Source organism: Balneatrix alpica DSM 16621 (assembly GCF_000619885.1).
In the GTDB taxonomy this organism is placed as follows: Bacteria; Pseudomonadota; Gammaproteobacteria; order Pseudomonadales; family Balneatricaceae; genus Balneatrix; species Balneatrix alpica.
The window spans coordinates 188,014-211,751 of record NZ_JHUZ01000014.1; the positions used below are offsets into that span (position 1 = coordinate 188,014).

The window sequence follows — 23,738 nt, forward strand, 5'->3', positions numbered from 1 at the left end:
ATCAAAGCAAGTGGAGCCTAGCTTGGCCGAGCTGCTATGATTTAACAAATTTAAACAACAGAAGAATTGTTTTAATAAATTTATGAATGTGTCGATCAAACAGGTGCGTGCTTTTGTTGCAGTAGCCAGTACCCGCAGCTTTGCGGAGGCCGCTGAGCTGGTGCATTTATCCCAGCCGGCACTGAGTATTGCGATCAAAAAGCTGGAGGAGAGTGTGGGTGGCCGCTTACTGGTGCGCACTACCCGTACCTTGGCACTGACGCCTGAAGGCGAGCAGTTTTTGCCCGTGGCCAAGCGTTTATTGGTTGATTGGGATGAAGCCCTGCAGGATTTGCATAACCAATTTTCCCGTCAGCGCGGCAGCCTCAATATTGCGGCGATGCCTTCCTTTGCCAGCTACCAGCTACCGACGGTGCTGGCGGCCTATCGTCAGGCCTATCCGCAGATTAGTGTGCGGGTGCAGGATGTGGTGGCAGAAACCGTGGTAGACATGGTGCGCTCTGGCCGGGTGGAGCTGGGGATTGCCTTTGAGGTGGAGACCGAGCAGGACCTGATGTTTGAACCCCTCTACCAGGAGCAGTTTGTCGCGGTTTTACCGCCGGAGCATCCGCTCTTGCAGCATGACAGTTTGAGCTGGAGCCAATTGACCCAGGCGCCTTTTTTGACCCTGCAGGCCCCCTCGCTGGTGCGTGAGTTAATTGTGCAAACGGTGGAGCAGCTGGGTCTGGAGCTCAGTATCGAGTTTGAGTCGCACCAGTTGATGACCATTATCCGCATGGTGGTCTGTGGCCTGGGCTTGAGCGTGGTACCGGCACTCTGCATCCCCTTGATTGAGCAGCAGGGCGGGCATTGGCGCCACTTGCGCCACCCGAAGGTGACGCGGGCGGTGGGACTGTACCGGCGCCGCCGTTATCCGCTCTCCAGCGCCGGGGAGGCGATGGTGCAGATTATCGATGCCGAGCTGAAAGGACGGATTCTGGTCTGATCAGACCAGGCCGCCATCAACAATAAAGCTTTGTCCGGCACAGCCACGGCTGTCGTCCGAGGCAAGGAACAACACCATCGCCACCACTTCTTCCGCCTGCAGGCGGAACTTCAACGACTGTAAATCGATGAATTCCTGATTGAGCTCGGGGGTGAGCCAAAGCGCTTGCTGGCGTGGGGTCAGAATCGCGCCTGGCACCACGGCATTGACCCGAATTCCCTGCGGGCCGAGTTCACGGGCGAGGGTACGGGTCAGTGCATGAATACCACCCTTGCTGGTGGTGTAGCCCACCATGCCGGGACGGCCACGCATCCAACTGATGGAGCCAAGGTTGATGATAGAACCACCCTCCGTTATCACCCGGGCGGCCTGCTGGGCAGCAAATACCTGATGGCGCAGGTTGAGCTGCAGGCAGTTATCCCAGTACTCCGGGGTCAGTTCATCAAGACGGTGACGGTCATCCTTGGCGGCGTTATTGATCAGTATCTGCAGATTGCCAAGGGCGGCATGGGCCGCCTGGATGGCCTGTTGCAAGGCGGCAATATCCCGCACATCACAGGGTTGAAACCAGGGGGCCTGACCATGGCGCTGCTTAAGCTCGGCGCAGAGGGCTTCGCTGGCCGCCACATCGATATCAATAAAGGCCACCTTGGCGCCCTGGGCGACAAAGTGGCTGACCATGGCGGCGCCAATGCCGGAACCACCGCCGGAAATAAACACCCCTTTGCCCTCCAGGCTGGGGTAACGGTTACTAAGCTGTGCCATGGTTAGATTCTCGTCAGACGGTCGCGGGCAGAGGGACTGAGGCGGAAGCGCTGCTCGACTAAGCCTGCTACCTCGGTACGCAGACTGAAGATCGCACCGGCAAGGGGGTACTGTGCCTGCTCCTCGTCGGGGCGGTTACCCACACTGGTGATATAAAGGGTGCGCAGGTCGTCGCCGCCAAAGGCCACCATGGTGGGGCAACGGGCGGGAACGGCGATTTCCGCTACGATTTCCCCCGCTGGATTGAGGCGAACAATGCGGCCCCCTTCATAGAGGGCGCTCCAGTAATAGCCTTCGCTGTCGACGGCGGCACCATCCGGGCGCCCCTGGCCATAGGGAAACTGGTGAAAAACGCGGCGGTTGCTAGCCTGGCCGGTGGTCAGGTCGTAATCGTAGGCGTAAATCACATGACGCGGCGTATCACTGAAGTAGAGGGTGCGATTATCCGGGCTGAAGGCAATGCCATTACTGGTCAGTACATCGTCCTGCAATAAACGCACCTGCAAATCGCCATCCAACTGATAAAGGTTAGCGCCCCCGTGATCTTTGGGGGGATAGAGGGTGCCGGCCAGTAAGCGGCCTGCAGCATCGCAGCGTCCATCGTTAAAGCGGTTGCCTGGCAGATGGGCTTCCGGATCGGCGATCGGGATCAGTGGCCCCTGCCAGTCATCCAGCAGATAGAAGCCGGAGCGCATGGCCAAGACAAAGCCACCCTCTACACCCAGGCTAAAGCAGCCAATTTCTTCCTCGAAGCGGCGCCACTGGTCTTCCCCAGTGGCGGGGTCAAAACAGTGCAGCTCAAAGGCATCAATATCGACCCAATGCAGGCGCTGGCTTTGTTCATCCCAGCGCGGGCATTCTCCCAGCTTGGCCTTAACCGGCAGGGCGACCTCAATAGCACTCATGCCGAGATGCCCCCCAAGCAGACGTACTTGGTTTCGACATAGTCATCGATGCCATACTTCGAGCCTTCCCGTCCCAGCCCTGACTCTTTAAAGCCGCCAAAGGGGGCGACTTCGGTGGCGATAACGCCGGCATTGACGCCAACCAGGCCGGACTCCAAGGCTTCCGCCACGCGGAAGATGCGGCCGATATCACGGCTGTAGAAGTAGGCTGCCAGGCCGTATTCGCTGTCATTGGCCAAGCGGATGACCTCCTCCTCGTCGCTGAACTTAAACACCGGCGCCAGCGGGCCGAAGGTTTCTTCCCGGGCAACCAGCATCTGCTGATTAGCATCGGCAATCACGGTGGGTTGGTAAAAACTGCCACCCAGGGCATGGGGCGCGCCCCCGCAAAGCAGGCGACCACCCTTATTCAGCGCATCCTGCACATGCTCATCGACCTTGGCTAGGGCTTTGTTATCGATCAGCGGGCCTTGCTCACTCCCCTCCTGATCACCCGCGCCGACCTTAAGCTCGGCGGCTTTGGCGGCCAGCTTGCGGCAAAACTCCTCATATACCCCTGATTGAACATAGAAGCGGTTGGCGCACACACAGGTTTGCCCGGAATTACGGAATTTGGACAGCATGGCGCCCGCTACAGCGGCATCGATGTCGGCATCATCAAAGACGATAAAGGGCGCGTTGCCGCCCAGCTCCAGTGAGATCTTCTTCAGGGTGTCGGCACAGTCTTTCATCAACTGCTTGCCCACCGGAGTCGAGCCGGTAAAGGACAGCTTACGGACCTGCGGTGAGTCCGTCAGGGTTTTGGCAATTTCACTGGCGGAGCCGGTGACGATATTCAGTACCCCCGCTGGGATGCCGGCCTCCTCGGCCAGGTGCAGCATCGCCAGGGCGGTCAGTGGGGTTTGCGAGGCGGGCTTGATAATCAGGGTGCAGCCTGCCGCCAGGGCGGGGCCGGCCTTGCGGGTAATCATCGCCGCGGGAAAGTTCCAAGGGGTAATGGCGGCACAGACGCCAACAGGTTGCTTCAGCACCAAAATGCGGCGGTCGGACTGATAGGTGGGGATGACATCGCCATAGATGCGTTTGGCCTCTTCACTGAACCATTCCAGGAAGGAGGCGGCATAGGCGATTTCACCCTTGGCCTCTGCCAGGGGTTTACCTTGCTCCGCCGTCATAATGCGGGCCAAGTCTTCCTGGTTGGCCATTAACAGCTCATACCAACGGCGCAGTAAGCGACCCCGCTCCTTGGCGGTGAGGTCGGCCCAGGCGGGTTGGGCCTGGTGTGCGGCGGCAATAGCTTGCTCCGTTTCGCGGCGTCCCATTTTCGGCACTTGCATAATCTCGGCCTGGGTGGCTGGGTTGGTCACGCTAAAACATTGGCCGCTATCGGCGGCGCGCCATTGGCCACCAATCAGGCAGCGGTCTTTGAGCAGGGCGGGGGAGCTTAGTGTCAGCATAGCGTCCTCAGGCAGTGGGTTGGGTGAGTCAGGGCAACTCATGCAGTGTGGTTAATTCAGTTCGACCAGGTAATGCAGCTTCTGGCTACAGGTTCGGCTAATGCGAAACTCCACCGGGCGACCGTCCAGGCTACGGGCGACCCGTTCGACCAGCAGAATGGGTTCCCCCTGTTGCAGGTCGAGTACCTGGCTGTCCGCTGCATCGGCCAAGGCCGCTTTAATTCGGTCGATGGCTTTATGTACGGTGATGCCGTACTGATGCTGGTAGAAGTGGTAAAGGGAGTGGGGCAGTTCCGCCAGATCCGCCAGGCCGCTAAAGAGCGCCTCGGGCAGAAAGATCTGCTCGCGAATGCAGGGACGGCCACGCAGGATGCGGATGCGATCCAGACGAATCAGCAGGCTGCCCGGCGTTAGCTGTAACTGCGCACTTTGATAGGCATCCGCCTCCACCAGGCTGCATTTTTGCAGTTGGGCATGGGGCAGTTCCGGGGTGCCGCCATCGGCGACAAAATGGAAGAAGTGGAACAGGGTCTGTTGCAGGGTGTGCTCGGAGACGAAGGTACCGACCCCCTGACGGCGAAACAGTACCCGGTCATCGGTAAGGGCGTTGAGGGCTTTGCGTACCGTGCCCTGGCTGACGCCAAACTGATCCGCCAGCTGAAACTCGCTTGGTAGTGCTTCGCCTGGACGCCAGTGGCCTTCCACAATCTGTTTGAGAATCAGCTGCTGCACCTGTTGGTAGAGCGGTTGAAACTCTGGCCCCTTTAAAGGGTTTGCTGAGTGTTCTGTCATGGTTGTGTCTGTCGTTAGTCGCCCAGGCTTAGCACCGCACCAGATTTGGCTCTGGTCGGGGAGGGATGGCGGACGCCTGCCCGCACTGGGTCATTGTTATAGATGCTGACCCGGCAAGCATAAGCAGTTTTTTTCATCCTGTCCCTTGGCTTGACCTGCAAAATGATGTCTTATATAAGACATATAACACACTGACCCTGACCTGCCAAACATTCTGCTGCGGTGATCAAGAGGTTGGGCCCAGGCAATCACGATGCCTAGACAATAACGATAAAAGTGACCATGGCTAAAACACTCGAACAGCTACGTAGTCAGCGCTGGTTCGCTGATGACAGCATGCGTGCCTTTGCACATCGCCAGCGCACCCAACAGACCGGCTACCGCCGCGATGAATTTATGGGGCGCCCGGTGATTGCCATCATCAATACCTGGAGTGATATCAGCACCTGCCACGTCCATCTGCGTGAGCGTGCCCAGCGTGTGCGCGAGGGGATTATTCGGGCGGGCGGTTTTCCGCTGGAGTTGCCGGCTCTGTCGTTGGGCGAGGTGATGGTTAAGCCCACCACCATGCTCTATCGCAACTTGCTGGCGATGGAAACCGAAGAGTTGCTGCGCTCCCATCCGATTGACGGTGCAGTGTTAATGGGGGGCTGTGATAAAACCACCCCGGCACTGTTGATGGGCGCCTTCAGCATGAACATTCCGGCTATCTATGTGCCGGCGGGGGCGACCCTGAGTGGCTGGTTCCAGGGGGAGAAGATCGGCACCGGTACCCACACCCGTAAATACTGGGATGAGAAGCGGGCCGGTAACCTCAGTGAGGAGGCCTGGCTCAAGCTCGAATCCTCCATGACCCGCTCCCATGGCACCTGTAACACCATGGGCACCGCCTCCACCATGACGCTGATTGCTGAAGCCATGGGCATGAGTCTGCCGGGGGCGGCGACCATTCCGGCGGCGGACTCTGCCCATCCACGCATGTGTGCATTAGCGGGCGAGCGTATTGTGCAGATGGTGTGGGAGGACTTAACCCCAAGGGAGATCGTTACCCGCGAATCACTGGAGAACGCCATCATCACCTACATGGCGCTGGGGGGCTCGACCAATGCGGCCATTCATCTGGTGGCGCTGGCTGGGCGGCTGGGATTGGAGCTGCCGCTGGAATGGCTGGATCAGTGGTCACAAAAAATTCCAGTGATTGCCAACCTGATGCCTGCTGGCCAGTACCTGATGGAAGACCTTTATTACGCCGGTGGTAGTCAGGGCTTGCTCAATCGCCTGACGGATTTCCTACACCTCCAGGCTCGCAACGTAAATGGTGCCACCCTGGGGGAGAATATTCAGGGCAGCCCTATTTATAACGACGATGTCATTCGCCCCCTCGATCGACCGATCAGCACTCAGGGCACCCTGGCGGTATTGCGTGGCAACCTCTGCCCCGACGGGGCGGTAATCAAACCTGCGGCGGCGACGCCAGAGTTGCTGGTGCACCGCGGTCGCGCGCTGGTATTCGAAAACCACGCCCAGATGAGCGCGCAGATTGATGACCCGGCTTTGGCGGTGGATGCCAATACCGTCTTGGTACTGAAAAATGCCGGCCCCCAGGGGGCACCTGGTATGCCGGAGTGGGGCGGCTTGCCGATTCCGAAAAAACTATTGGCCCAGGGGATACGAGACCTGGTGCGGATCAGTGATGCGCGTATGAGTGGCACCCATTTTGGCACCTGTGTACTGCATGTGGCGCCGGAATCCTACGCGGGTGGCCCGCTGGCGCTGGTGCAAACCGGTGACTGGATTGAGCTGGATGTGCCCAAACGGCGCCTGCATCTGGATATCAGTGAGGAGGAGCTGGCCGCTCGGCGTGCGGCCTGGCAGCCGCCGGCCAAGGTCTTTGCCCGTGGCTATGTGGTGCTCTATGGCCAGCACGTGACCCAGGCCAATCTGGGCTGTGATTTCGACTTCCTGCAGGGTACCGACCCTGTCCCCGAACCGGAGATTTTCTAAATGCCTGGCTACAACAAATTTAAACAAGCCCTACAGGCACAGCAGCAACAGGTAGGAGGCTGGAGCCTGTCCGGTAGCCCAACCCTGGTGGAGGCGCTGGCGACCCTGAGTTATGACTACCTGGTACTGGATCTGGAACATGGCCCCAGCAGTGTGCAGGACTTACAACATTTGTTGCGCGCACTCGAGCAGACCGAGGTGGCAGCAATAGTGCGGATGCCCAGCCATGATCCAATTGCGATTAAACAGGCCTTGGATTTAGGGGCCTGGACCCTGTACTTCCCCTTTGTGGAGTCGGTGGCCGAAGCCGAGGCGCTTGTGCAGGCGGCACTCTATCCCCCCGCTGGGCGGCGTGGCTTTGCCAAGATGCATCGTGCCAGCCGCTACGGTAGCCGTGCGGACTATACCGAGGTAGCGAATGCGGAGGTGTGCTTGATTCCGCAACTGGAGACCCCTGCGGCTCTGGAGCAAGCGGTGGCGATTGGCCAGGTCGAGGGCATTAGTGCGGTCTTTATCGGCCCGGGTGACTTATCCGCCGCACTGGGCTTGCATGGGCAGGTGAATCACCCCCAGGTGCGTGAGTTGATGCTGGCCTGTGTCAGTCGTTGCCAGCAAGCCGGTATTGCCGTGGGTACCGTGATGCCCAGTCCCAGCGATGCCCATTGGGCCCTCAGCCATGGCTTTAGCTTTGTCTCCATTGCCAATGATGTGGCCAACATGCTGGGGCAAAGTCGTAGCCAGTTGCAGCAGTTGGCGCAACTGCAAGGCCGGGACGCATGATGGCGTGGGCACTCAAGCTGTTGCGAGGGCTGCTGTTGCCACTGCGTGCCTTCAATCTGGTGGCTCTGACCCTCTGCAAGCAGCTGTCGGTGTTGCTGGTGGCGGGGATGACGCTGATCATTCTGCTGCAGGTGTTTTGCCGCTATGTGCTGAACAATGCCTTGCCCTGGTCAGAGGAGCTGGCGCTCTATCTGATGGTGTGGATGACCTTTATCACCCTGCCGATTGCTTCTTATAAAGGTCAGCATGCGGCCTTGGTGTTTCTGGCGGCCCGCCTGGGGGATCGTGCCCGGGCATTACTGGAAATCATCCTGTTCGGCCTGATTTTGCTGGTGCTAGTGCTGGCACTGGATCGTAGCTGGGCCTTTGCCAGCAAGGGCGCCAATATCCTGATGACCTCGTTACCGGCGAGCAAAGGGTGGGCGTATGTGTCCTTACCCCTGGGTTTTAGTCTCTGTATCGCGGTCTATCTGGAGCTGACGTTGGATGCGCTGCGACGCCTGTTCAGCCCGCTGCCGGTATTAGAGGCGGATGATCCCGCCGCGCGCCAGCGCGATGACTCGCCACTACGTCAAGCTCTTGAGCGGATTTAAGGAGCCAGCCCATGTCACTCGCTTTCTTTTGGCTATTGCTCGGTTCCATGTTGATCGGTTTGCCGGTGGCCTTTGCCCTGTTATTTGCCCCGGGTTTGAGCCTGGTGTTGGAGGGTAAAGAGGCCTTCCTGCTGATGCTGACCCAGCGTCTCTATAACGGTATTGATAGTTTCCCGTTGATGGCGGTGCCCTTCTTTATCCTCGCCGGCGAAATCATGAACCGCAGCGGCATTACCGTCAGTCTGGTGGACTTCTCCAAGGCTTTTATTGGCCACCTGCGCGGCGGACTGGCGCAGATCAATATCGCCTCGTCGCTGTTATTTGCCGGCTTATCTGGTTCGGCGGTGGCGGACTGCTCGGCGCTGGGCAAGATGCTGATTCCGGCGATGGAGAAAAACGGCTACTCACGCAAGTTTGCCGCGGCTGTCACGGCGGCTTCGGCCATTATTGGGCCGATTATTCCCCCCAGCGGCATCATGATTCTCTATGCCTTTGTGATGAACGTTTCCGTTGGCGGGCTCTTTGCCGCCGGTTTGGTGCCAGGCTTGCTGATTACCCTGGGTTTGATGGGGATGACCTGGATTCTGGCGAAAAAACGCAATTATCCAGTGGCGGCAGCGAAAGCCTCTTGGGGGGAGAAGGCCGAGGCGACCAAGGTGGCGTTCTGGCCATTGTTGACGCCAATCATTCTGTTGGGGGGGATTCTGTCCGGCATCTTTACCCCTACGGAAGCGGCGGCTGTCGCGGCGGCCTATGCCCTGGTGATCAGCTTTGCCAGCGGACGGTTGAATGGCAAAGACCTCTATGAGGTGCTGTATGAAACCGGCAAGTCCTCGGCAGTGATACTGTTTTTGGTGGGGGCAGCCGTTGCTTTCTCCTCGGTGGTAAGCCTGTCGGGGACACCGCAAAAAATCACCCAGTTTGTTATCAGTGTGACCCAAGACCCCCTGATGCTTCTGCTGCTTATCAACCTGGTACTGCTGATTGTAGGGATGTTCCTCGATGCGGGGCCCGCCATTCTGATCCTGGGGCCGATTTTGGGGCCGGTACTGATCAGTCAGGGGGTGGACCCACTGCACTTTGCCATTGTCATGTGTGTCAACCTGACGGTTGGTCTGGCCACGCCGCCGATGGGGTTGGTGCTCTTTGTCGCCTCCAGCATCAGTGGCGTCAGGGTTGAGACCATCGCCCGTGAAATGCTGCCTTACCTGCTGGTGCATATGACCGTGATTGGCCTGATTACTTACTTCCCAGCTTTGACTTTGACCATTCCACGCTTGCTTGGCTTTGCCAGCTAGCCCGTTGAGCAACCCGTAATAACAACAACACAGTGAGGAAAACTCATGCCTAGCCTGAACCTGAAAAAATCCGCCGTGGCGGTTGCTGCCGCCTCTGTTCTGGGTGCAGCCCTAAGCCTGGCGCCACAACTGGCGCAAGCGGCGGACTATCAGATCAACGTGGTACATCTGTCCAACACCGAAGATGAAGACTACGACGGTGCCCTGGTGTTCAAGGACTTTGTCGAGGCCCAGTCGAATGGCCGGATCGCCGTGACGGTGTATCCCGGTGGCCAGCTGTGTGGCACCGCCGTGGAATGTATTGAGTCGCTGCAGGCAAACCTGATTCAGGTTTTCCAGACCACGACAGGAGGGGTGGCGAATGTCTTCCCGGAAGTGCAGGCGCTGGATATCCCCTACATGTTTAGCAATGACCGGGTGGCCGAGTGTGCCCTGAATGGCCCCTTGGCGGCGGACCTGCGTGAAGAAGTGCTCAAGCGTACGGGTTCCATGCGTTTGATGACCATCGGCAATACCGGGGGCTGGCGCAACTTCGCGACCGTTAATAAGCAGATCAAGAGCCCCGAAGACGTCGCTGGGCAGAAGATTCGTACCATCAACTCCCCGCTGCACCTGGAGCTGGTGAAGGCGATGGGGGGCAGCCCCACGCCGATTGGCTGGCCTGAGGTTTATACCTCCCTGGCCACTGGGGTGGTGGAGGGCACCATGAACGGCATTACCGATATCGTTGGGATGAAGTTCCACGAGCATATCAAGTACATGACCCTGGATGGTCACGCCTACATGGGCTCCATGTGGTGGATGAACAACGATGCTTACAAGCAATTACCGGATGAGTTGAAGAAAGTGGTGATTGATGGCTTCGATGCGCTGCGCACTACCACCATCGTGTTGCCTAAGCGTCGTCAGATTGAAGCCTATGAAGCCTTCAAAAAGAGCGGTGGCACTATCTATACCCCCACCGATCAGGAGAAAGCCAAGTTTGCTATGGCCGCCAGTGGCGTGCGTCAGTGGTTCAGCGACCAGTATGGCTCGACCTGGCTGGAGAAAACCCAAAGTGCCGTGGAAAACTGCCAGCAACAGCTGGAAGGCGAATATCTGAGCCAGATGTAAGCCACCCCGAGCCAGCCTCGTAGCCCGAGGCTGGCTTAGATTCACTGGAGCCCCGCTCCCGCATTTCAGAAAGGTTAGTTTCATGGACTTTACCCGCTTTGAACGCTTGCAGGGATTGACCTTGCTGGCGCACCAGGGCCATTGCCTGGATTTTGACTGTGATGGGCAGCCGCTACGTGTAGAGGCCTGGCGCAACGGTATGGTGCGCCTGCGTTTAGGGCATGATCAAAGGGCCGATTATGGCCTGCTGATGAGTCAGCCAGAGGTGGCTGAAGTGACATTGCAGCCATTGGCGCAAGGTTATTGCCTGCGTTGGGGGCATTCAGAATTGCGCCTGGAGTCCCATCCGTTTCGTTTGAGCTGGTGGTTTGCTGGCCGTTGCCTGCTGACCTCGGTGACGGATGAGCATTTCCGTGGCTGGCCACGTCTGCCGAACTTGGGCAGGGATGAGCAGGCGGGACAGAGCATGTTGGCGTTGGCGCTGGAGTCCGAAACGCCGGTGTATGGTTTGGGGGAAAAGTTTGGCGCCTTGAATAAACGTGGGCAATTGATTACCAGCTACGTGGAGGATGCCCTCGGGGTCAACACCGAGCTGGCCTATAAGAATATCCCCTTTGCCTGGAGCCCTGAGGGGTGGGGGCTATTTGTGCATACCTCCGCTACGGTGCAGCACGGGGTGGGCTATGGCCCCTGGAGCCATCGTAGTTATGGCCTGCTGGTGGATGAGCCGGTACTGGATGTCTTCCTGTTTGCAGGGGCGCAGCCGTTGCAGTTGCTCCAGCATTACACCTGGTTAACCGGTACGGCCCCGACCGTTCCCCTTTGGTCATTGGGAGTCTGGGTGAGCCGTGCCTACTACCGGACGGAAGAAGAAATCATGGAAGCGGCGCAGGAGCTGCGTCAGCGGCGCTTCCCAGTGGATGTGATTACCTTTGATGGCCGAGCCTGGCAGGACACGCCGACCCGTTACAACTTTGAATGGGATCCTAGTCGTTATCCTGATCCAGCGCGGGTGGTGGGGCAGCTCAAAGCGCTGGATTTCCGCGTGTGCTGCTGGGAGTACCCGCTGGTCTCGGTCAATAACCGTGACTTTGCTGAGATGGAGGCCAAGGGTTGGTTCCTGAAGAATCAGCAGGGCGAAACTTACCGCTATGCCTGGGATACCTCGGCCAAAACCAGTCCCTTCGGTAAGGTGCTCACCCCGTTGCCGGTGTCCGGCATGCTCGATTTCACTCATCCTGAAGCCTATGCCTACTGGCGCGACAAGCATCAGGAGCTGTTCGATGTGGGCGTGGATGTGATGAAGGTCGATTTTGGCGAGCAGGTGCCCATGGATGCCGTGGCCTATAACGGTGATAGCGGACGCCAACTGCATAATGTTTATCCGCTGCTGTATAACCGCAGCGTTTATGAGGCCAGTGCAGAGCGTTATGGCGATCAGGCCTGTGTCTGGGCAAGGGCCAGTTGGACGGGGAGTCAGCGTTACCCGTTGCAATGGGGTGGCGATCCTCAGAGTGATTGGGAAGGCTTGGCCGCCAGTATTCGCGGTGGCTTGAGCTGGGGGATGAGCGGCGCGCCTTACCATGCTACCGATGTCGGCGGCTTTTATGGTCAAGAGCAACCGAGCGGTGAGCTTTACCTGCGTTGGGTACAGGCCGGTATTTTTGCTTCCCACTTCCGTATTCATGGCATTGGTCCGCGTGAGCCCTGGGCATTTGGGGAGCAGATTGAAGCGCTGGCGCGGCAGCAATTCGAGTTCCGCTACCGTTTACTGCCTTATCTGATGGGCTGCGTGGAGCAGGCTGCCGCCAGTGGGATACCCGTGATGCGGGCAATGGCTTTGGCCTTCCCCGATGATCGTCTGGCCCGTGGTTTTGAAACCCAGTTCATGTGTGGCCCCAGTTTGCTGGTGGCGCCGGTGATTCGCGCCGATGGCTGGGTGGAAGTCTGGCTGCCAGAAGGCGAGTGGTATCACCTATGGACAGGTGAGCGTTATCAGGGTCAGCAGTTCCTGCGTCTGCAGGCACCGCTTGCACAGATTCCGGTATTTGGACGAGCAGGTCATGCACTGCCATTGGGGCCGGTGGTACAGCATAGCGGAGAGATAAAAGCCGAGGCGCTGGTTAACGAATTGTGGTGTTTTGGTGAGGTGAGCGAGCCGGTCTGTGTATGGCAGCAAGCCATTCGCCTGCAGGACGGGCAGTGGCTGGCTGAGCAGCAAGACCTGAGCCAGATTAGCCTGCGACAGTTCGGAGGCTGAGCATGAGCTGGGCGGACAGCCTCGTTATCCTGGCTATTATTGCCCTCGGTAGCTATGTGCAAACCCTGACGGGCTTTGCTTTTGGCTTGATTGTGGTGGGCAGTATTACCCTGCTGGGGCTGGCCCCGATTGAGTTCACTGCTTTTGTAGTCAGTACGCTGAGCCTGTTTAACAGTCTGATTGCGGTGTGGGGGTATCAACGTCAGGTGCGCTGGCGCTGGTTGCTGGTCATCCTGTTGTCTTGCGTGCCCTTCACCGTATTAGGTATCTGGCTGCTGACTCATTTGGGTCAGCAACAGGCCAGTGTGCTGGAACTGTTACTGGGACTGAGCATCATCGGCTGCAGCGGCATGATGCTGCTGCGGCCAGAGCCAAGCAAGCGTGAGTCCAGTGCCTCGGCATTTGCACTCAGCGGTGGCCTGGCGGGCTTAATGGGGGGGCTGTTCGGCACCTTTGGTCCGCCGGTGGCCTATCTGATGTATCGCCAGCCGGCCTTATTGGATGGTATCCGCGCTACCTTGCAGGCGCTGTTCTGCATGACCTCTATTTTGCGTATTGCACTGGCGTTGGGAGCGCAGCAGCTGGATGGGCAAAGTTACTGGATCAGCTTATTGGGGATTCCAGTGGTGATCGTGGGTACCTTGTTGGGGCGCCGCTATCAGCCACCTCTATCCGACAGCTGGATGCGTCGTCTGGCCTTTGGCTTGTTGTTACTCACCGGTTGCAGTCTGAGTCTGAGTGCATTGGTCAATGTTGGGTTGGCGGATTAGTCGGTGTTGCTCTACGACCTTAGTCGTAACAGAGGCGGCGGGATCGTTATTCCTTGTCTACAGTGATACGGGCACGGCGGGCCAGGGTGGTAAAAACTAGGTGTTGTATTTGCCACTTATTAGCCTGCTCCTGTCATAGGTCGCTTGGGTGAGACGTGGGTGTCACCGGGCCGTTACTGAGCAAGCCAAGGAAGTACAACAATGAAAAAAATCATTACCTCCGTTGCCCTGACGTTGGGCATGACTGGGGCCTTGATCCAGAGTGAAGGGGTTGAAGCTCGTGAGTACATCAACATCCTCACTGGTGGTACCTCCGGGGTCTATTACCCGATGGGTAATGCCTTGTCTTCCCTGTATGGGCAAAGTCTGCCGGATGCCAAAATTACCGTGCAATCCACCAAAGCTTCGGTGGAAAACCTGAACCTGCTGCAGCAGGGGCGTGGCGAACTGGCCTTGGCCCTGGGGGATTCGGTCAGTAATGCCTGGCAAGGGGTAGAGGAAGCTGGTTTTAAAGCGCCCTTAGATAAGCTACGTGGTGTGGCAGCGGCCTATCCTAACTTTGTCCAAATTGTGGCGACCAAAGATTCAGGCATCGCTACCCTGGCTGATTTGAAAGGCAAGCGGGTATCAGTGGGGGCACCCAAGTCGGGGACGGAGCTGAATGCGCGTGCGGTGTTTGCCGCTGCCGGGCTGAGCTATGACGATATGGACGTGCAGTATCTGCCCTTCGGTGAATCGGTGGAACTGATGAAAAACCGCCAGCTGGATGCCACCTTGCAATCCGCTGGCTTGGGGGTAGCCTCAATCCGTGATTTGGCCTCAACCCATGAGATCGTGGTGGTGGCCGTACCGGCTGAGGTGATCGAAAAAATCGGTGATGCTGCCTATAACGTGGGTACCATTCCCGCCAATACTTATAACGGTCAGACGGAAGATGTCACCTCGGCCAGCATCTATAACTTCTTTGTGACCCATGCAGATGTGCCGGAAGAGGTGGTATACACCATGACCCGCGACATCTTCGAGAACCTCGATACCCTGCAGGCTGCCCACTCCGCTGCCAAGGCCATTAGCCTTGAGTCTGCTACCCAGGGCATGGCTGTGCCACTTCATCCAGGGGCGGAGCGTTACTTTAAAGAAAAAGGCGTTCTGCAATAAGCCTGAACTTCATTAGCAGTGTGTTGAGCAGCCCGGTAACTGGCTAGGTACCGGGCTGTGCTGGCCGTTTGGCACAGGAGAAGTGGAGTGAGCAGTAGCAGCCCAGTGGCGGTATCCAGGGGGGTATTCTGGATCGCCATCGCCTTCGTTACCTTTCAGTTAATTACCTCCATGTTTAGCCCTTTATCGAGCCAGGTCGTGCGCTCGGTGCATGTGGGCTTTTTGTTGTTATTGATTTTTTGGCTGGCGGGGGATGCCCGTCAGGGTGGATTACGCTGGTTGTGTTGGATGCTTGGCGGTGTCGGCTTTGTGCTGGGGCTGTATCACTGGGTATTTGAGGCGGATCTGATCCTGCGCTCCGGCGAGCCCAGTGAGCTGGATATGCTGGTGGGGGTGGTTATGGTCACCCTGGTATTTATCGCTGCCTATCGGCAGATGGGGCCGGCTTTACCCTTGATTTGCCTGGGCTTTATTGTGTATTCGCTGGTGGGTGAGTATTTGCCAGAGCCCTTTGATCATCGTGGTTATGGGTTCGATCAGGTGATTAATCAGCTGTATCTGGGCACGGAGGGAATTTTTGGCATCCCTACCTATGTGTCCTCCTCCTATATTTTCCTGTTTATTCTGTTTGGCAGTTTTCTGGAGCAGGCGGGCATGATTCGCCTGTTCAACGATGTGGCCTTAGGGCTGGTAGGTTCCAGCCAGGGTGGGCCGGCTAAGGTGTCGGTGGTGTCGTCGGCCATGATGGGCACCATCAATGGTTCGGGCGTCGCCAATGTGGTGACAACGGGCCAGTTCACGATTCCGTTGATGAAGAAGTTTGGTTATCGACCGGCCTTTGCCGGCGCGGTGGAGGCGACTTCCTCCATGGGGGGGCAGATTATGCCGCCCGTGATGGGGGCGGTGGCCTTTATCATGGCGGAGACCCTGGATGTGCCTTATCTGGATGTAGTGAAAGCAGCGTTGGTGCCGGCTTTGCTGTATTTTGCCACCGTGCTGTGGATGGTGCATTTGGAGGCGGGGCGTCTAGGTTTGCATGGTCTGAGTAAAGCGGAGTGTCCCAGTGCACTTAAAGCCTTTAAACGTGACTGGTATCTGGTGATTCCCTTAGCGGTGCTGGTGGTGCTGCTGTTCTCTGGCTATACCCCACTTTTCTCCGGCACGGTAGGGCTGGCGTTAACCGTGCTGGTCATTCTTGGCTCCCCCCTGGCATTACGGATGGGAGCCTATTGGCAGCGGGTGCTGTTTTGGGTGGCGCTGGGGCTGCTGGCTTCGACCTTCTTTAAGTATGGCATTGGGCCGGTGTTGTTGGCGGTATTGGGGCTGGTGTGGCTCAACAGTGTCCGTGAGGGCGGCCGGAAGGCACTGCAAACTGCGGTAATGGCGATGGTCAACGGCGCCCAACATGCTATGCCGGTGGGAATTGCCTGTGCGTTGGTTGGTACCATCATTGCCACCATGACCCTGACAGGTTTGGCAGGCAACATGACCCAGTCGATTATTGAGCTAGGCGGTGAAAATCTACTGCTTTGTTTGATCCTGACCATGTTGACCAGTTTGATTCTGGGAATGGGGATTCCCACGATTCCCAATTACATCATTACCTCTTCATTGGTGGCGCCGGTGTTACTGGAGCTAGGGGTGCCGCTCATTGTCTCCCACATGTTTGTGTTTTACTTCGGCATTCTGGCTGATTTGACTCCGCCGGTGGCGTTGGCGGCCTTTGCAGCTGCTCCCATTGCCGCTGAGTCGGGCTTAAAAATCAGTTTGAACTGCATCCGTATTGCGGTGGCGGGGTTCGTGGTGCCCTATATGGCGGTGTATAGCCCGGCGCTGATGCTGCAATCGGACGATTGGTTGGCCACGGTGTTTGTCATTTTTAAAGCATTGCTGGCGATAGCGCTGGGGGGCGCGGCTACCATCGGTTACTTACGCCGTCACCTGCAGGGATGGGAACGGCTGTGGGCAGCCTTGGCAGCACTCTCATTGATTTTGGCTTTGCCTTTGACGGATGAGTTGGGTATTGGCGCAGGCTTGGCGTTTTTGGCGTGGCATTACTGGCGCAGCAAAGACTCTACTCCACAGGGGGTTAGTCATTAAGCTATTGCTGTGTTTGTGGTGGGCGGGGGGCGGCCTAGCCGCTGCCTTGCCGGCGACGGAGATGGAGCTGCACTGGCAACATTCGGTGGAAAAAGTCGAGTGGCAGGAACGTTATCAGCTACAACCACAAGGGCTGATACTTCAGCAAAGCCGTATTCAAGGCAGTGGGGCAGGGATGGAACCAGGCCCTGAAGCTGTGTGGCAAGACGGCTGGTGGGTATCCCAATGGCAGCGACCGGTGGGGCGCTTAACTTTGCCGGATTCGGCCTTTACCGAGCCCATGCAGTTATGCGTGGATGGGCAGTGTCAGCCATTACGGCAATGGATGGAGACAGGGAGTAATACGCAGACTGTGGTGATTGGCAGTGGGCGGCACTGCGAACCAGGTGACTGAGGTTTCAGTCACCTGCGTCAGATCACTTAGTGATCGCAGCCGGGGCCATGAACGTGGCCGTGAGCCAGTTCATCTTCAGAGGCATCCCGTACTTCTTGGATCTCTACCGCAAAATGCAGGGTTTCGCCTGCCAGCGGGTGATTGCCATCTACTACCACATTCTCATCGTCAGCGTGGACAACTACGACAACGTGGGGGCCGTGATCGGTTTCTGCATGGAAACGCATACCAGGCTGGATTTCTTCTACTCCGCCAAAGGCAGCACGGGGCACGCTTTGAATCAGGCTGTCCTGGCGCTCGCCATAGGCGTCTTCAGGGGCAATTTTAACGTCCAGTTTTTCACCGGCTTGACGGCCTTCCAGCGCTTGTTCCAGGCCGGGGATCAGGTTGCCAACCCCTTGAATGTATTGCAGTGGGTTGCCACCGACAGAAGAGTCCAGCTCTTCACCGGCTTCGTTGCGCAGGGTGTAGTGGATGGATACCACTTTATGCTGACTAATTTGCATAAGTAGGCCTCATTGGTGAATGAAGCCACCATGGTAACTCACTTTGCTAGTAGATTACGAGGCAGCTAAGTTGCCAGCCTGATGACAGGCTGGCGAGATATTAGCGGCAGTTAGGGCGCCGGCCACTGGCTAGGGCCTGCTGATAGAGGGGTTCTACCTGTTGCAGGCGTGCCTGTAGATCCTGCATGCGCCGTTCAGGAGCGGGGTGGGTCGAGGCCAGCTCAGGTGGGCGTGGGCCGCCGCCTTGATTCATGTTGCGCCAGAGATCCAGGCTGGCAGCAGGGTTAAAGCCGGCACTAGCCATCAGATCGAGCCCGAGTAAATCGGCTTCACTTTCCTGCGTACGGCCATAGGGCAGGATAATGCCGTAATGTGCGCCCACCCCCAGCATTTTGAACATTTCAGCATTTTGTGGGCCGCCGGCAACCTGGGCTAGCTGCAGACCGGTTTGGGTGGCGAACTGAGTGGAAATACGCTCATTGGCGTGACGAGCTAAGACGTGGGCGACTTCATGGCCGATGACAGCAGCCAGTTGGTGTTGATCTTCCGCTACTTTCAACAAGCCGGTGTATACGCCAATTTTGCCGCCAGGCAAGGCAAAGGCGTTGACTTGATCGGCTTCAAATACCACCACTTCCCAGTTGTAACGTGGGTATTGGGGCGGGATTTCCGCCACGATACGCTCGGCGACACAGCTGACATAGGCTTTGGTTTTAGCGTTTTTACTTTCTTTGGTTTCCTGACGGATTTGGGCAAAAGACTGCATACCCATTTGCTCAACCTGAGCAGCAGGAAAGAGCTGTAGCTGTTGGCGTCCAAGAGGCGAGGTGGCGCAGGCGCTTAATAGACTAGCGGTTAGTGCGAGCAAGCCAACGCGGGCGCTAAGGGTCAACTTCATGCGTTCCATCCTAATAGCTGACGTATTTCACGGATCATGGCGCTGGGGTTTTGGTAGTCCACGGTCACAGGCATTAATTTGCCGCGATATTTAAGCACTAGGCTGGGGAAGCCGTGAATCCCCCATTCCTGACATTGTTCAATCTCTTCCTGCAGACGTAGCTCGGTTTGTTCGGCGTAGAGACGTTCGGCAAAGGCTTCGGCCGGCAGACCCAGTTCATGGGCAAATTGCACCAGGGTGGCGGCTTCAGATGGGTTCAGAGCGCGTAGGTAGTAGCCTTCCTGGATCGCTTTGATCATCGCCTCTTCAGCTTCCCAGAAGCGGGCCGCAATCACCGCTCGGCAGGCAGGATAGGTACTGCGCTTGGGTAGGCAGACTTCCCAAAAATCATGATTAAAAGGAGTGCCGAGGCGTTGCTCAATCAGCCGCCAGGTTTGTTGGATTTGTCGCTGCAGCGCCGGTGCCATGGGAACGTCGGAATCAGGGGCCAGGCCACCAAGCAGACGTTCAGCGCTTACGCCTTCCGGTAAGCCGGCTTTGAGTGCTGCCCAGGCTGGAGCAAAACCCCAGCACCAACTGCACATCGGATCGTAAATGTAATAAAGCTGCGCGAGAGACATGAGCGATGACCGTTGATTTCCAATTTCAGGCATCAAGACGGTCACTGAGTTGGCAGAGCCAGTCTTGATTACTCTGCTCAGTGCGAAGCAGTAGCCCTTGATGCCATTGAGGTTGCAGCTGAAGCATAGGCCAGAGTTGCAGGCCTTGCTCGTTTTCCTGCCACAGCCAAAAGCCTTGGTTGCCCTGGCGTGTACTGATGCTTACCAGCTGTCCGTAAGCGGCCTCGGATGTTAAAGCTTCGGGTAGAGGCAGGCAACCGCTGCTATGTAATTGCCACTGTTGGCTGCGTAGGAGATCAAGCAGGCGCTCAACCGCTTGGCCCGGTAGCACCGCTAGTACGTTCTCTTCACCCAGAGTAAAGCCTTGCTGTTGATCAAGATTGGTCTGCACCCACAGGGTTTGCCGCTGCAGGCTAACAGGACATCCCAACGGAATAGGGCAGTGAGCTTGAATATGAGTGCAGGCTTGGGCCTCCAGAGAAAGCGCAGTCAGGAGCGGGTAGCGCCATAACTCTAAGCGCTGACTGTCAATGGTTTGGCCGCTGTGGCTGAGAAGAATCAGCTCTAAATTGGGAATTAGCTCAGTATGGCCGCCGCCATGCAGGTAAATATCGACTGCTAGGCGTTGCCCGGCACGCACGCGATTGCGACTGAGCTGGGTGTCAATGCGTGCACAGCCGTAACCAATGCTGGAGAGCAGACGTTGATGCAACAACATAGGGCGTCCCTCTGCTAAGACTCCTGTGTTTATAGGGATAATTCTGCATTCCTCCCAGTCCCCCGTTGTAAGGAGTTCCTTATAATGCAGCGAGTAAGGAGGACCTATGATGCCCAGCGTTGCTCAAACTGTTTTGTTGCTAGTGTTATCCAATATTTTTATGACCTTTGCTTGGTATGGTCACCTACACCATTTGCAGCATCGGCCTTGGTATATCGCTGCTTTGTTGTCTTGGATGATTGCTTTGTTTGAGTATCTGCTCCAGGTACCCGCTAACCGCATTGGTTATCAAGTGCTGAGTTTGGCTCAGCTCAAGGTGATGCAGGAGGTGATTACCCTAGCGGTATTTATTCCCTTTGCTTTGTTTTATATGAAGGAGCCGCTGAAACTGGATTATCTGTGGGCTGGATTATGTCTGGTAGGGGCGGTGTATTTTATGTTTCGGGGGCAAGGGTGAAGTCAGTAAATCAGTGGTGGTGGCGCCATCGCTATGATCTTTATGCGCCTATGTATGATGCACTTACTAAGCGCGTCTTTCGCCATGCGCGTCAGCGTAGCTTGGCTCTGGCGGATGTCGAGGTGGGGCAAAAGTGGTTGTTACTAGGCTGTGGCAGTGGCCAAGATTTAGCTCTGGTGCCTGAGCAAGTGACTGTCATAGCGGCGGACTTAAGCTGGCCGATGCTGTGCAAAGCGCGTGCTTATCAGCGAGGCTTGCTGATACAGATGAACGCTGAGCGGGTCGGCCTTGCCAGCCAGAGCATGGATGTGGTGGTGTTGCACTTGATTTTGGCTGTGGTGCCAAACCCTGGCGCCTTGCTGGCAGAGGTGTGTCGAATACTAAAGCCTGGTGGGCAGGTCATTATTATGGATAAGCTGCTTGTGCCGGGGCAGCAGCCGAGTCGATGGCGCCGATGCTTTAATCCCATTGCCAAGGTCATTGCAACCGATTTGTGTCTGTCTCTCGAGTCTTTTCTGGAGTCATTGCCATGGACGCTGGAGTCCCAGCAAGGAGTATTGGCAGGGGGTGTGTTTCGTGCGATTAAGCTACAGCGACAGCTGTAGTGAGCATGACAATATTGGAGCGGGTGATGGGAATCGAACCCACGCTAAGAGCTTGGGAAGCTCCCGTTCTACCATTGAACTACACCCGCGTGTCGGCGTAATTTAGGAGCCCATCCTAAAGAAGTCAATAGCTTATGAAAGACTCCCGAGCAAGGTGCTGGCAGGCGCTGGCGCTACTCTATGCAGCTTTGTTAGTAGTGGTGTGTTTACTGCCGAGTGCTGCGTTGCCCAATGCTTCAGTGTCGGATAAAACAGTGCACTTACTGGCCTATTTGGGGTGGGTGATGGTATTTAAGCTGGCTTGGCCGCGTTTATCTCACCTACATCTTTGGCTTGCAGCCTTTGCTTTTGGAGTAGTGATTGAAGGGCTGCAGGGGCTGACTCCAACACGCTATTTTGAAGGCCTAGATATGCTCGCTAATGGCGCGGGAGCCTTACTGGGAATTTTGCTGCTGTCTGGGTGGCAACGCCTTAAGGACAGTTAACATTCTGACCATTACCCCCTTCGACAATACCATCTGCGTTTCCATCAGTGGCTAAGCGGGCACGACCTATAAAACTGACAATCAGTGCTTGGGCGGAGGTTCGGGTACCATCGCCAGGGCAGATGGTGAGGGTGCCCGGATTATTAATGGCTCCGGTACGGGTAAAGGTCAGGGTATTGCCATTGTTGTAGCTGCGGGTGACATTAGCAACGGCTTCTGTGGCGGTCAGCACCCGATCTCCTGCATTGACTTGGCCAGCAGGGGCGGTGCGTTCTATATACACCATGAGTGGATTTGCCCAGTTATTGTTACAGTTGACGCGGTCTGCGGTAGGGCAAACGAGGACAGTGGCCTGATTGGTAATAGCGGTTTGTCTGGCTAGATTGAGGGCCTGATTAATGGTTTGGCGATCCGCCTCAACGCGCCAATCACGCTGAGTGTTTTGGAAAGAGGGCACGGCAATAGACACCACTATCGCTAATATGGCGATGGTTACTACCAGCTCAATGAGGCTAAAGCCTTGTTGAGGGTGTCTAGGCATAAAAGGGCCTCCAGGCAAAGTCATGCACTCATCATAATAGATAGAGAGAGGGTAGACGATTGAAAAGCTCAGAAGTGCTTATTATCGGCGGAGGCGTCATCGGCTTAATGACAGCACTCGAATTGGCCCAGGCTGGGGTGCAGGTGCGAGTGCTAGAGCAGGGGGCTTTCGTTAAAGAGGCTTCATGGGCGGGTGGGGGGATCGTCTCGCCCCTTTATCCATGGCGCTATAGCAGCGCAGTGACGGCATTAGCCAGTTGGTCGCAAAGTGCCTATAGCCATCTGAGTCAAGAGTTGAAAACAGCAACCGGTATTGATCCAGAACTACGGCAAAAAGGGCTGTTGATTCTAGCGGTTGATGATGAGCAGGCTGCACTGGATTGGGCGCAGCAATATCAACGACCTCTTTGTCGTATTAACAATGAGCAAGTAAAAGTACTGGAACCTGGGATTGCAGTAGGGCATGGAGCATTATGGATGCCCGAAGTGGCCAGTATTCGCAACCCGCGCTTAGGGCAGGCTTTATTGGCGCGCTGCCAGCAAATGGCCAATATCCAATTGCATGAGCACAGCGCTGTGACAGGTTTTTGCATAGCGAATGGGCTAGTTAGCGCGGTTGAGTCAGGCAGCCAGAGCTATCGAGCAGAGCAGGTTGTGCTCTGCGCAGGGGCTTGGACGGGGCAGCTAGCTCAGTTTTTGCAGTTAGCGTTGCCGATTGAGCCGGTTAAAGGGCAGATGTTAGTGCTGCAAACGGAACAACCTAGTGTCGAGCGCGTAGTGCTTGGGCGTGGGCGTTATTTGATTCCTCGCAATGATGGTTTGCTTTTAGTGGGGAGTACGTTGGAGTACGAAGGTTTTGATAAAACTCCTCAAGAGCAAGCACGGCAATCCTTGTTTCAATCTGCCTGTGAGTTGTTGCCCAGTTTAGATAAAGCGAAAGTGCTACATCACTGGGCAGGTTTAAGACCTGGGAGTCCCAATGGTATTCCCTGGATTGGGCAAATGCCTGGTTGGCATAATCTGCATATTAATGCGGGACACTTTCGTAATGGGTTGGTGCTGGCACCGGCATCTTGCGGCCTAATGGCCGACTTGCTGTTGCAACGTGTGCCAAGGGTTAATCCCGCACCGTATCAACCACAAACACGCTTAAATGAAATAAATCAGAAATAGGGGTTGACGCCTTTGTGGGGATCTCTATAATGCGCCTCCACCAACGGCGACGTTGGCTCCGGTTGAAAGCTTAGCACTGATAACTCGCTGATAAATAAACACTTTTTGATTCTTAAGAGTCTGAAGTGATCAGCGAAAACAGTCAGGCTAAGAGAGTGATCCTGGTTTCTCGAATCACTCAGCACTGCCAAAAACGGTGCTTGACAACGGGATCGAGGCTGGTAAGATGTGCGCCTCGTTTCGATGCTCTTTAAAAATTTGATCAGGTAATTCGTGTGGGCGTTTGTCCTGGTATCACCAAAGATATTCAGAGACAAATACCTCAATTCATTGAATTATTTCAGTAATTGATTATTGCGTCT

General features: G+C 56.4%; 24 protein-coding genes and 1 tRNA gene. 15 read left to right on the forward strand and 10 right to left on the reverse strand.

Going from position 1 to position 23,738, the window contains the following annotated elements:
* The first annotated feature begins 82 nt into the window (after positions 1 to 82).
* Positions 83 to 985 (forward strand): LysR family transcriptional regulator, encoded by a 903-nt coding sequence (locus Q334_RS0107405; RefSeq protein ID WP_211249511.1) that lies wholly within the window; start codon positions 83 to 85, stop codon positions 983 to 985.
* On the opposite strand, the gene Q334_RS0107410 is transcribed toward Q334_RS0107405, so the two are convergent.
* Genes Q334_RS0107410 through Q334_RS0107425 form a run of 4 tightly spaced genes read right to left on the reverse strand, consistent with a single transcriptional unit; the run spans position 986 to position 4,904 of the window.
* Positions 986 to 1,750, reverse strand: a complete 765-nt coding sequence (locus Q334_RS0107410) for an SDR family NAD(P)-dependent oxidoreductase (RefSeq protein WP_027312646.1) — start codon at positions 1,748 to 1,750, stop codon at positions 986 to 988.
* 2 nt (positions 1,751 to 1,752) lie between these two features.
* Entirely contained in the window at positions 1,753 to 2,655 is a 903-nt protein-coding gene (locus Q334_RS18395) for an SMP-30/gluconolactonase/LRE family protein (protein ID WP_051527604.1), read from the reverse strand.
* Positions 2,652 to 4,112: an NAD-dependent succinate-semialdehyde dehydrogenase gene (locus Q334_RS0107420; protein ID WP_155888972.1), complete on the reverse strand. Its 1,461-nt coding sequence runs from the start codon at positions 4,110 to 4,112 to the stop codon at positions 2,652 to 2,654. The genes Q334_RS18395 and Q334_RS0107420 overlap by 4 nt, the downstream gene beginning before the upstream one ends.
* A 51-nt stretch (positions 4,113 to 4,163) precedes the next feature.
* Positions 4,164 to 4,904, reverse strand: a complete 741-nt coding sequence (locus Q334_RS0107425) for a GntR family transcriptional regulator (RefSeq protein ID WP_027312648.1) — start codon at positions 4,902 to 4,904, stop codon at positions 4,164 to 4,166.
* A gap of 282 nt (positions 4,905 to 5,186) precedes the next feature.
* Here Q334_RS0107425 and araD point away from each other — a divergent pair, with 282 nt between their 5' ends.
* From araD to Q334_RS19930, 10 genes are all read left to right on the forward strand, one after another.
* Positions 5,187 to 6,908 carry an L-arabinonate dehydratase gene (gene araD / locus Q334_RS0107430; RefSeq protein WP_027312649.1) on the forward strand — a complete coding sequence of 574 codons (1,722 nt, stop codon included), beginning with the start codon at positions 5,187 to 5,189 and terminating at the stop codon, positions 6,906 to 6,908.
* Positions 6,909 to 7,688, forward strand: coding sequence for an HpcH/HpaI aldolase family protein (locus Q334_RS0107435; protein ID WP_027312650.1), 780 nt, complete (start codon positions 6,909 to 6,911; stop codon positions 7,686 to 7,688).
* Positions 7,688 to 8,281 (forward strand): TRAP transporter small permease, encoded by a 594-nt coding sequence (locus tag Q334_RS0107440; protein ID WP_162157423.1) that lies wholly within the window; start codon positions 7,688 to 7,690, stop codon positions 8,279 to 8,281. The genes Q334_RS0107435 and Q334_RS0107440 overlap by 1 nt, the downstream gene beginning before the upstream one ends.
* An 11-nt stretch (positions 8,282 to 8,292) precedes the next feature.
* Complete coding sequence (locus Q334_RS0107445; RefSeq protein ID WP_027312652.1) at positions 8,293 to 9,579, forward strand: TRAP transporter large permease; 1,287 nt, start codon at positions 8,293 to 8,295, stop codon at positions 9,577 to 9,579.
* Between the two features lie 45 nt (positions 9,580 to 9,624).
* A complete protein-coding gene (locus Q334_RS0107450) occupies positions 9,625 to 10,692 on the forward strand; it encodes a TRAP transporter substrate-binding protein (protein ID WP_051527605.1) in 1,068 nt (355 codons plus the stop codon).
* An 82-nt stretch (positions 10,693 to 10,774) separates the two neighbouring features.
* Positions 10,775 to 12,952 (forward strand): glycoside hydrolase family 31 protein, encoded by a 2,178-nt coding sequence (locus Q334_RS18400; RefSeq protein ID WP_051527606.1) that lies wholly within the window; start codon positions 10,775 to 10,777, stop codon positions 12,950 to 12,952.
* 2 nt (positions 12,953 to 12,954) lie between these two features.
* Complete coding sequence (locus tag Q334_RS0107460; protein ID WP_027312654.1) at positions 12,955 to 13,722, forward strand: sulfite exporter TauE/SafE family protein; 768 nt, start codon at positions 12,955 to 12,957, stop codon at positions 13,720 to 13,722.
* Between the two features lie 201 nt (positions 13,723 to 13,923).
* A complete protein-coding gene (locus tag Q334_RS0107465; RefSeq protein ID WP_027312655.1) occupies positions 13,924 to 14,880 on the forward strand; it encodes a TAXI family TRAP transporter solute-binding subunit in 957 nt (318 codons plus the stop codon).
* 87 nt (positions 14,881 to 14,967) lie between these two features.
* Complete coding sequence (locus Q334_RS0107470; RefSeq protein WP_027312656.1) at positions 14,968 to 16,980, forward strand: TRAP transporter permease; 2,013 nt, start codon at positions 14,968 to 14,970, stop codon at positions 16,978 to 16,980.
* Positions 16,981 to 16,984: 4 nt separating this feature from the next.
* Positions 16,985 to 17,374, forward strand: a complete 390-nt coding sequence (locus tag Q334_RS19930) for a DUF1850 domain-containing protein (protein ID WP_211249513.1) — start codon at positions 16,985 to 16,987, stop codon at positions 17,372 to 17,374.
* A 26-nt stretch (positions 17,375 to 17,400) separates the two neighbouring features.
* Here Q334_RS19930 and Q334_RS0107480 read toward each other — a convergent pair whose 3' ends face one another.
* The 4 genes from Q334_RS0107480 to Q334_RS0107495 all read right to left on the reverse strand — a co-directional run bounded on the left by Q334_RS0107480 (position 17,401) and on the right by Q334_RS0107495 (position 20,116).
* Positions 17,401 to 17,880 (reverse strand): FKBP-type peptidyl-prolyl cis-trans isomerase, encoded by a 480-nt coding sequence (locus Q334_RS0107480; protein WP_027312658.1) that lies wholly within the window; start codon positions 17,878 to 17,880, stop codon positions 17,401 to 17,403.
* Between the two features lie 100 nt (positions 17,881 to 17,980).
* A complete protein-coding gene (locus Q334_RS0107485) occupies positions 17,981 to 18,778 on the reverse strand; it encodes a M48 family metallopeptidase (RefSeq protein ID WP_027312659.1) in 798 nt (265 codons plus the stop codon).
* Positions 18,775 to 19,398, reverse strand: a complete 624-nt coding sequence (locus Q334_RS0107490) for a DsbA family protein (RefSeq protein ID WP_027312660.1) — start codon at positions 19,396 to 19,398, stop codon at positions 18,775 to 18,777. The genes Q334_RS0107485 and Q334_RS0107490 overlap by 4 nt, the downstream gene beginning before the upstream one ends.
* A gap of 25 nt (positions 19,399 to 19,423) precedes the next feature.
* Complete coding sequence (locus tag Q334_RS0107495) at positions 19,424 to 20,116, reverse strand: sporulation protein (RefSeq protein WP_027312661.1); 693 nt, start codon at positions 20,114 to 20,116, stop codon at positions 19,424 to 19,426.
* Positions 20,117 to 20,222: 106 nt separating this feature from the next.
* Between Q334_RS0107495 and Q334_RS0107500 the strand changes: the two genes are divergently transcribed.
* Complete coding sequence (locus tag Q334_RS0107500; RefSeq protein WP_342667449.1) at positions 20,223 to 20,573, forward strand: DMT family protein; 351 nt, start codon at positions 20,223 to 20,225, stop codon at positions 20,571 to 20,573.
* Positions 20,570 to 21,178, forward strand: a complete 609-nt coding sequence (locus Q334_RS18405) for a class I SAM-dependent methyltransferase (protein ID WP_035461050.1) — start codon at positions 20,570 to 20,572, stop codon at positions 21,176 to 21,178. The genes Q334_RS0107500 and Q334_RS18405 overlap by 4 nt, the downstream gene beginning before the upstream one ends.
* 15 nt (positions 21,179 to 21,193) lie before the next feature.
* Here Q334_RS18405 and Q334_RS0107510 read toward each other — a convergent pair.
* Positions 21,194 to 21,267: transfer RNA gene (locus tag Q334_RS0107510), tRNA-Gly, on the reverse strand.
* 45 nt (positions 21,268 to 21,312) lie between these two features.
* On the opposite strand from Q334_RS0107510, the gene Q334_RS0107515 reads away from it, so the two are divergent.
* Entirely contained in the window at positions 21,313 to 21,663 is a 351-nt protein-coding gene (locus Q334_RS0107515; protein WP_027312663.1) for a VanZ family protein, read from the forward strand.
* On the opposite strand, the gene Q334_RS0107520 is transcribed toward Q334_RS0107515, so the two are convergent.
* Entirely contained in the window at positions 21,650 to 22,204 is a 555-nt protein-coding gene (locus Q334_RS0107520; RefSeq protein ID WP_027312664.1) for a GspH/FimT family pseudopilin, read from the reverse strand. The genes Q334_RS0107515 and Q334_RS0107520 overlap by 14 nt on opposite strands.
* Before the next feature lie 74 nt (positions 22,205 to 22,278).
* Between Q334_RS0107520 and thiO the strand changes: the two genes are divergently transcribed.
* Complete coding sequence (thiO, locus tag Q334_RS0107525) at positions 22,279 to 23,376, forward strand: glycine oxidase ThiO (RefSeq protein WP_342667450.1); 1,098 nt, start codon at positions 22,279 to 22,281, stop codon at positions 23,374 to 23,376.
* Positions 23,377 to 23,738: the final 362 nt, after the last annotated feature.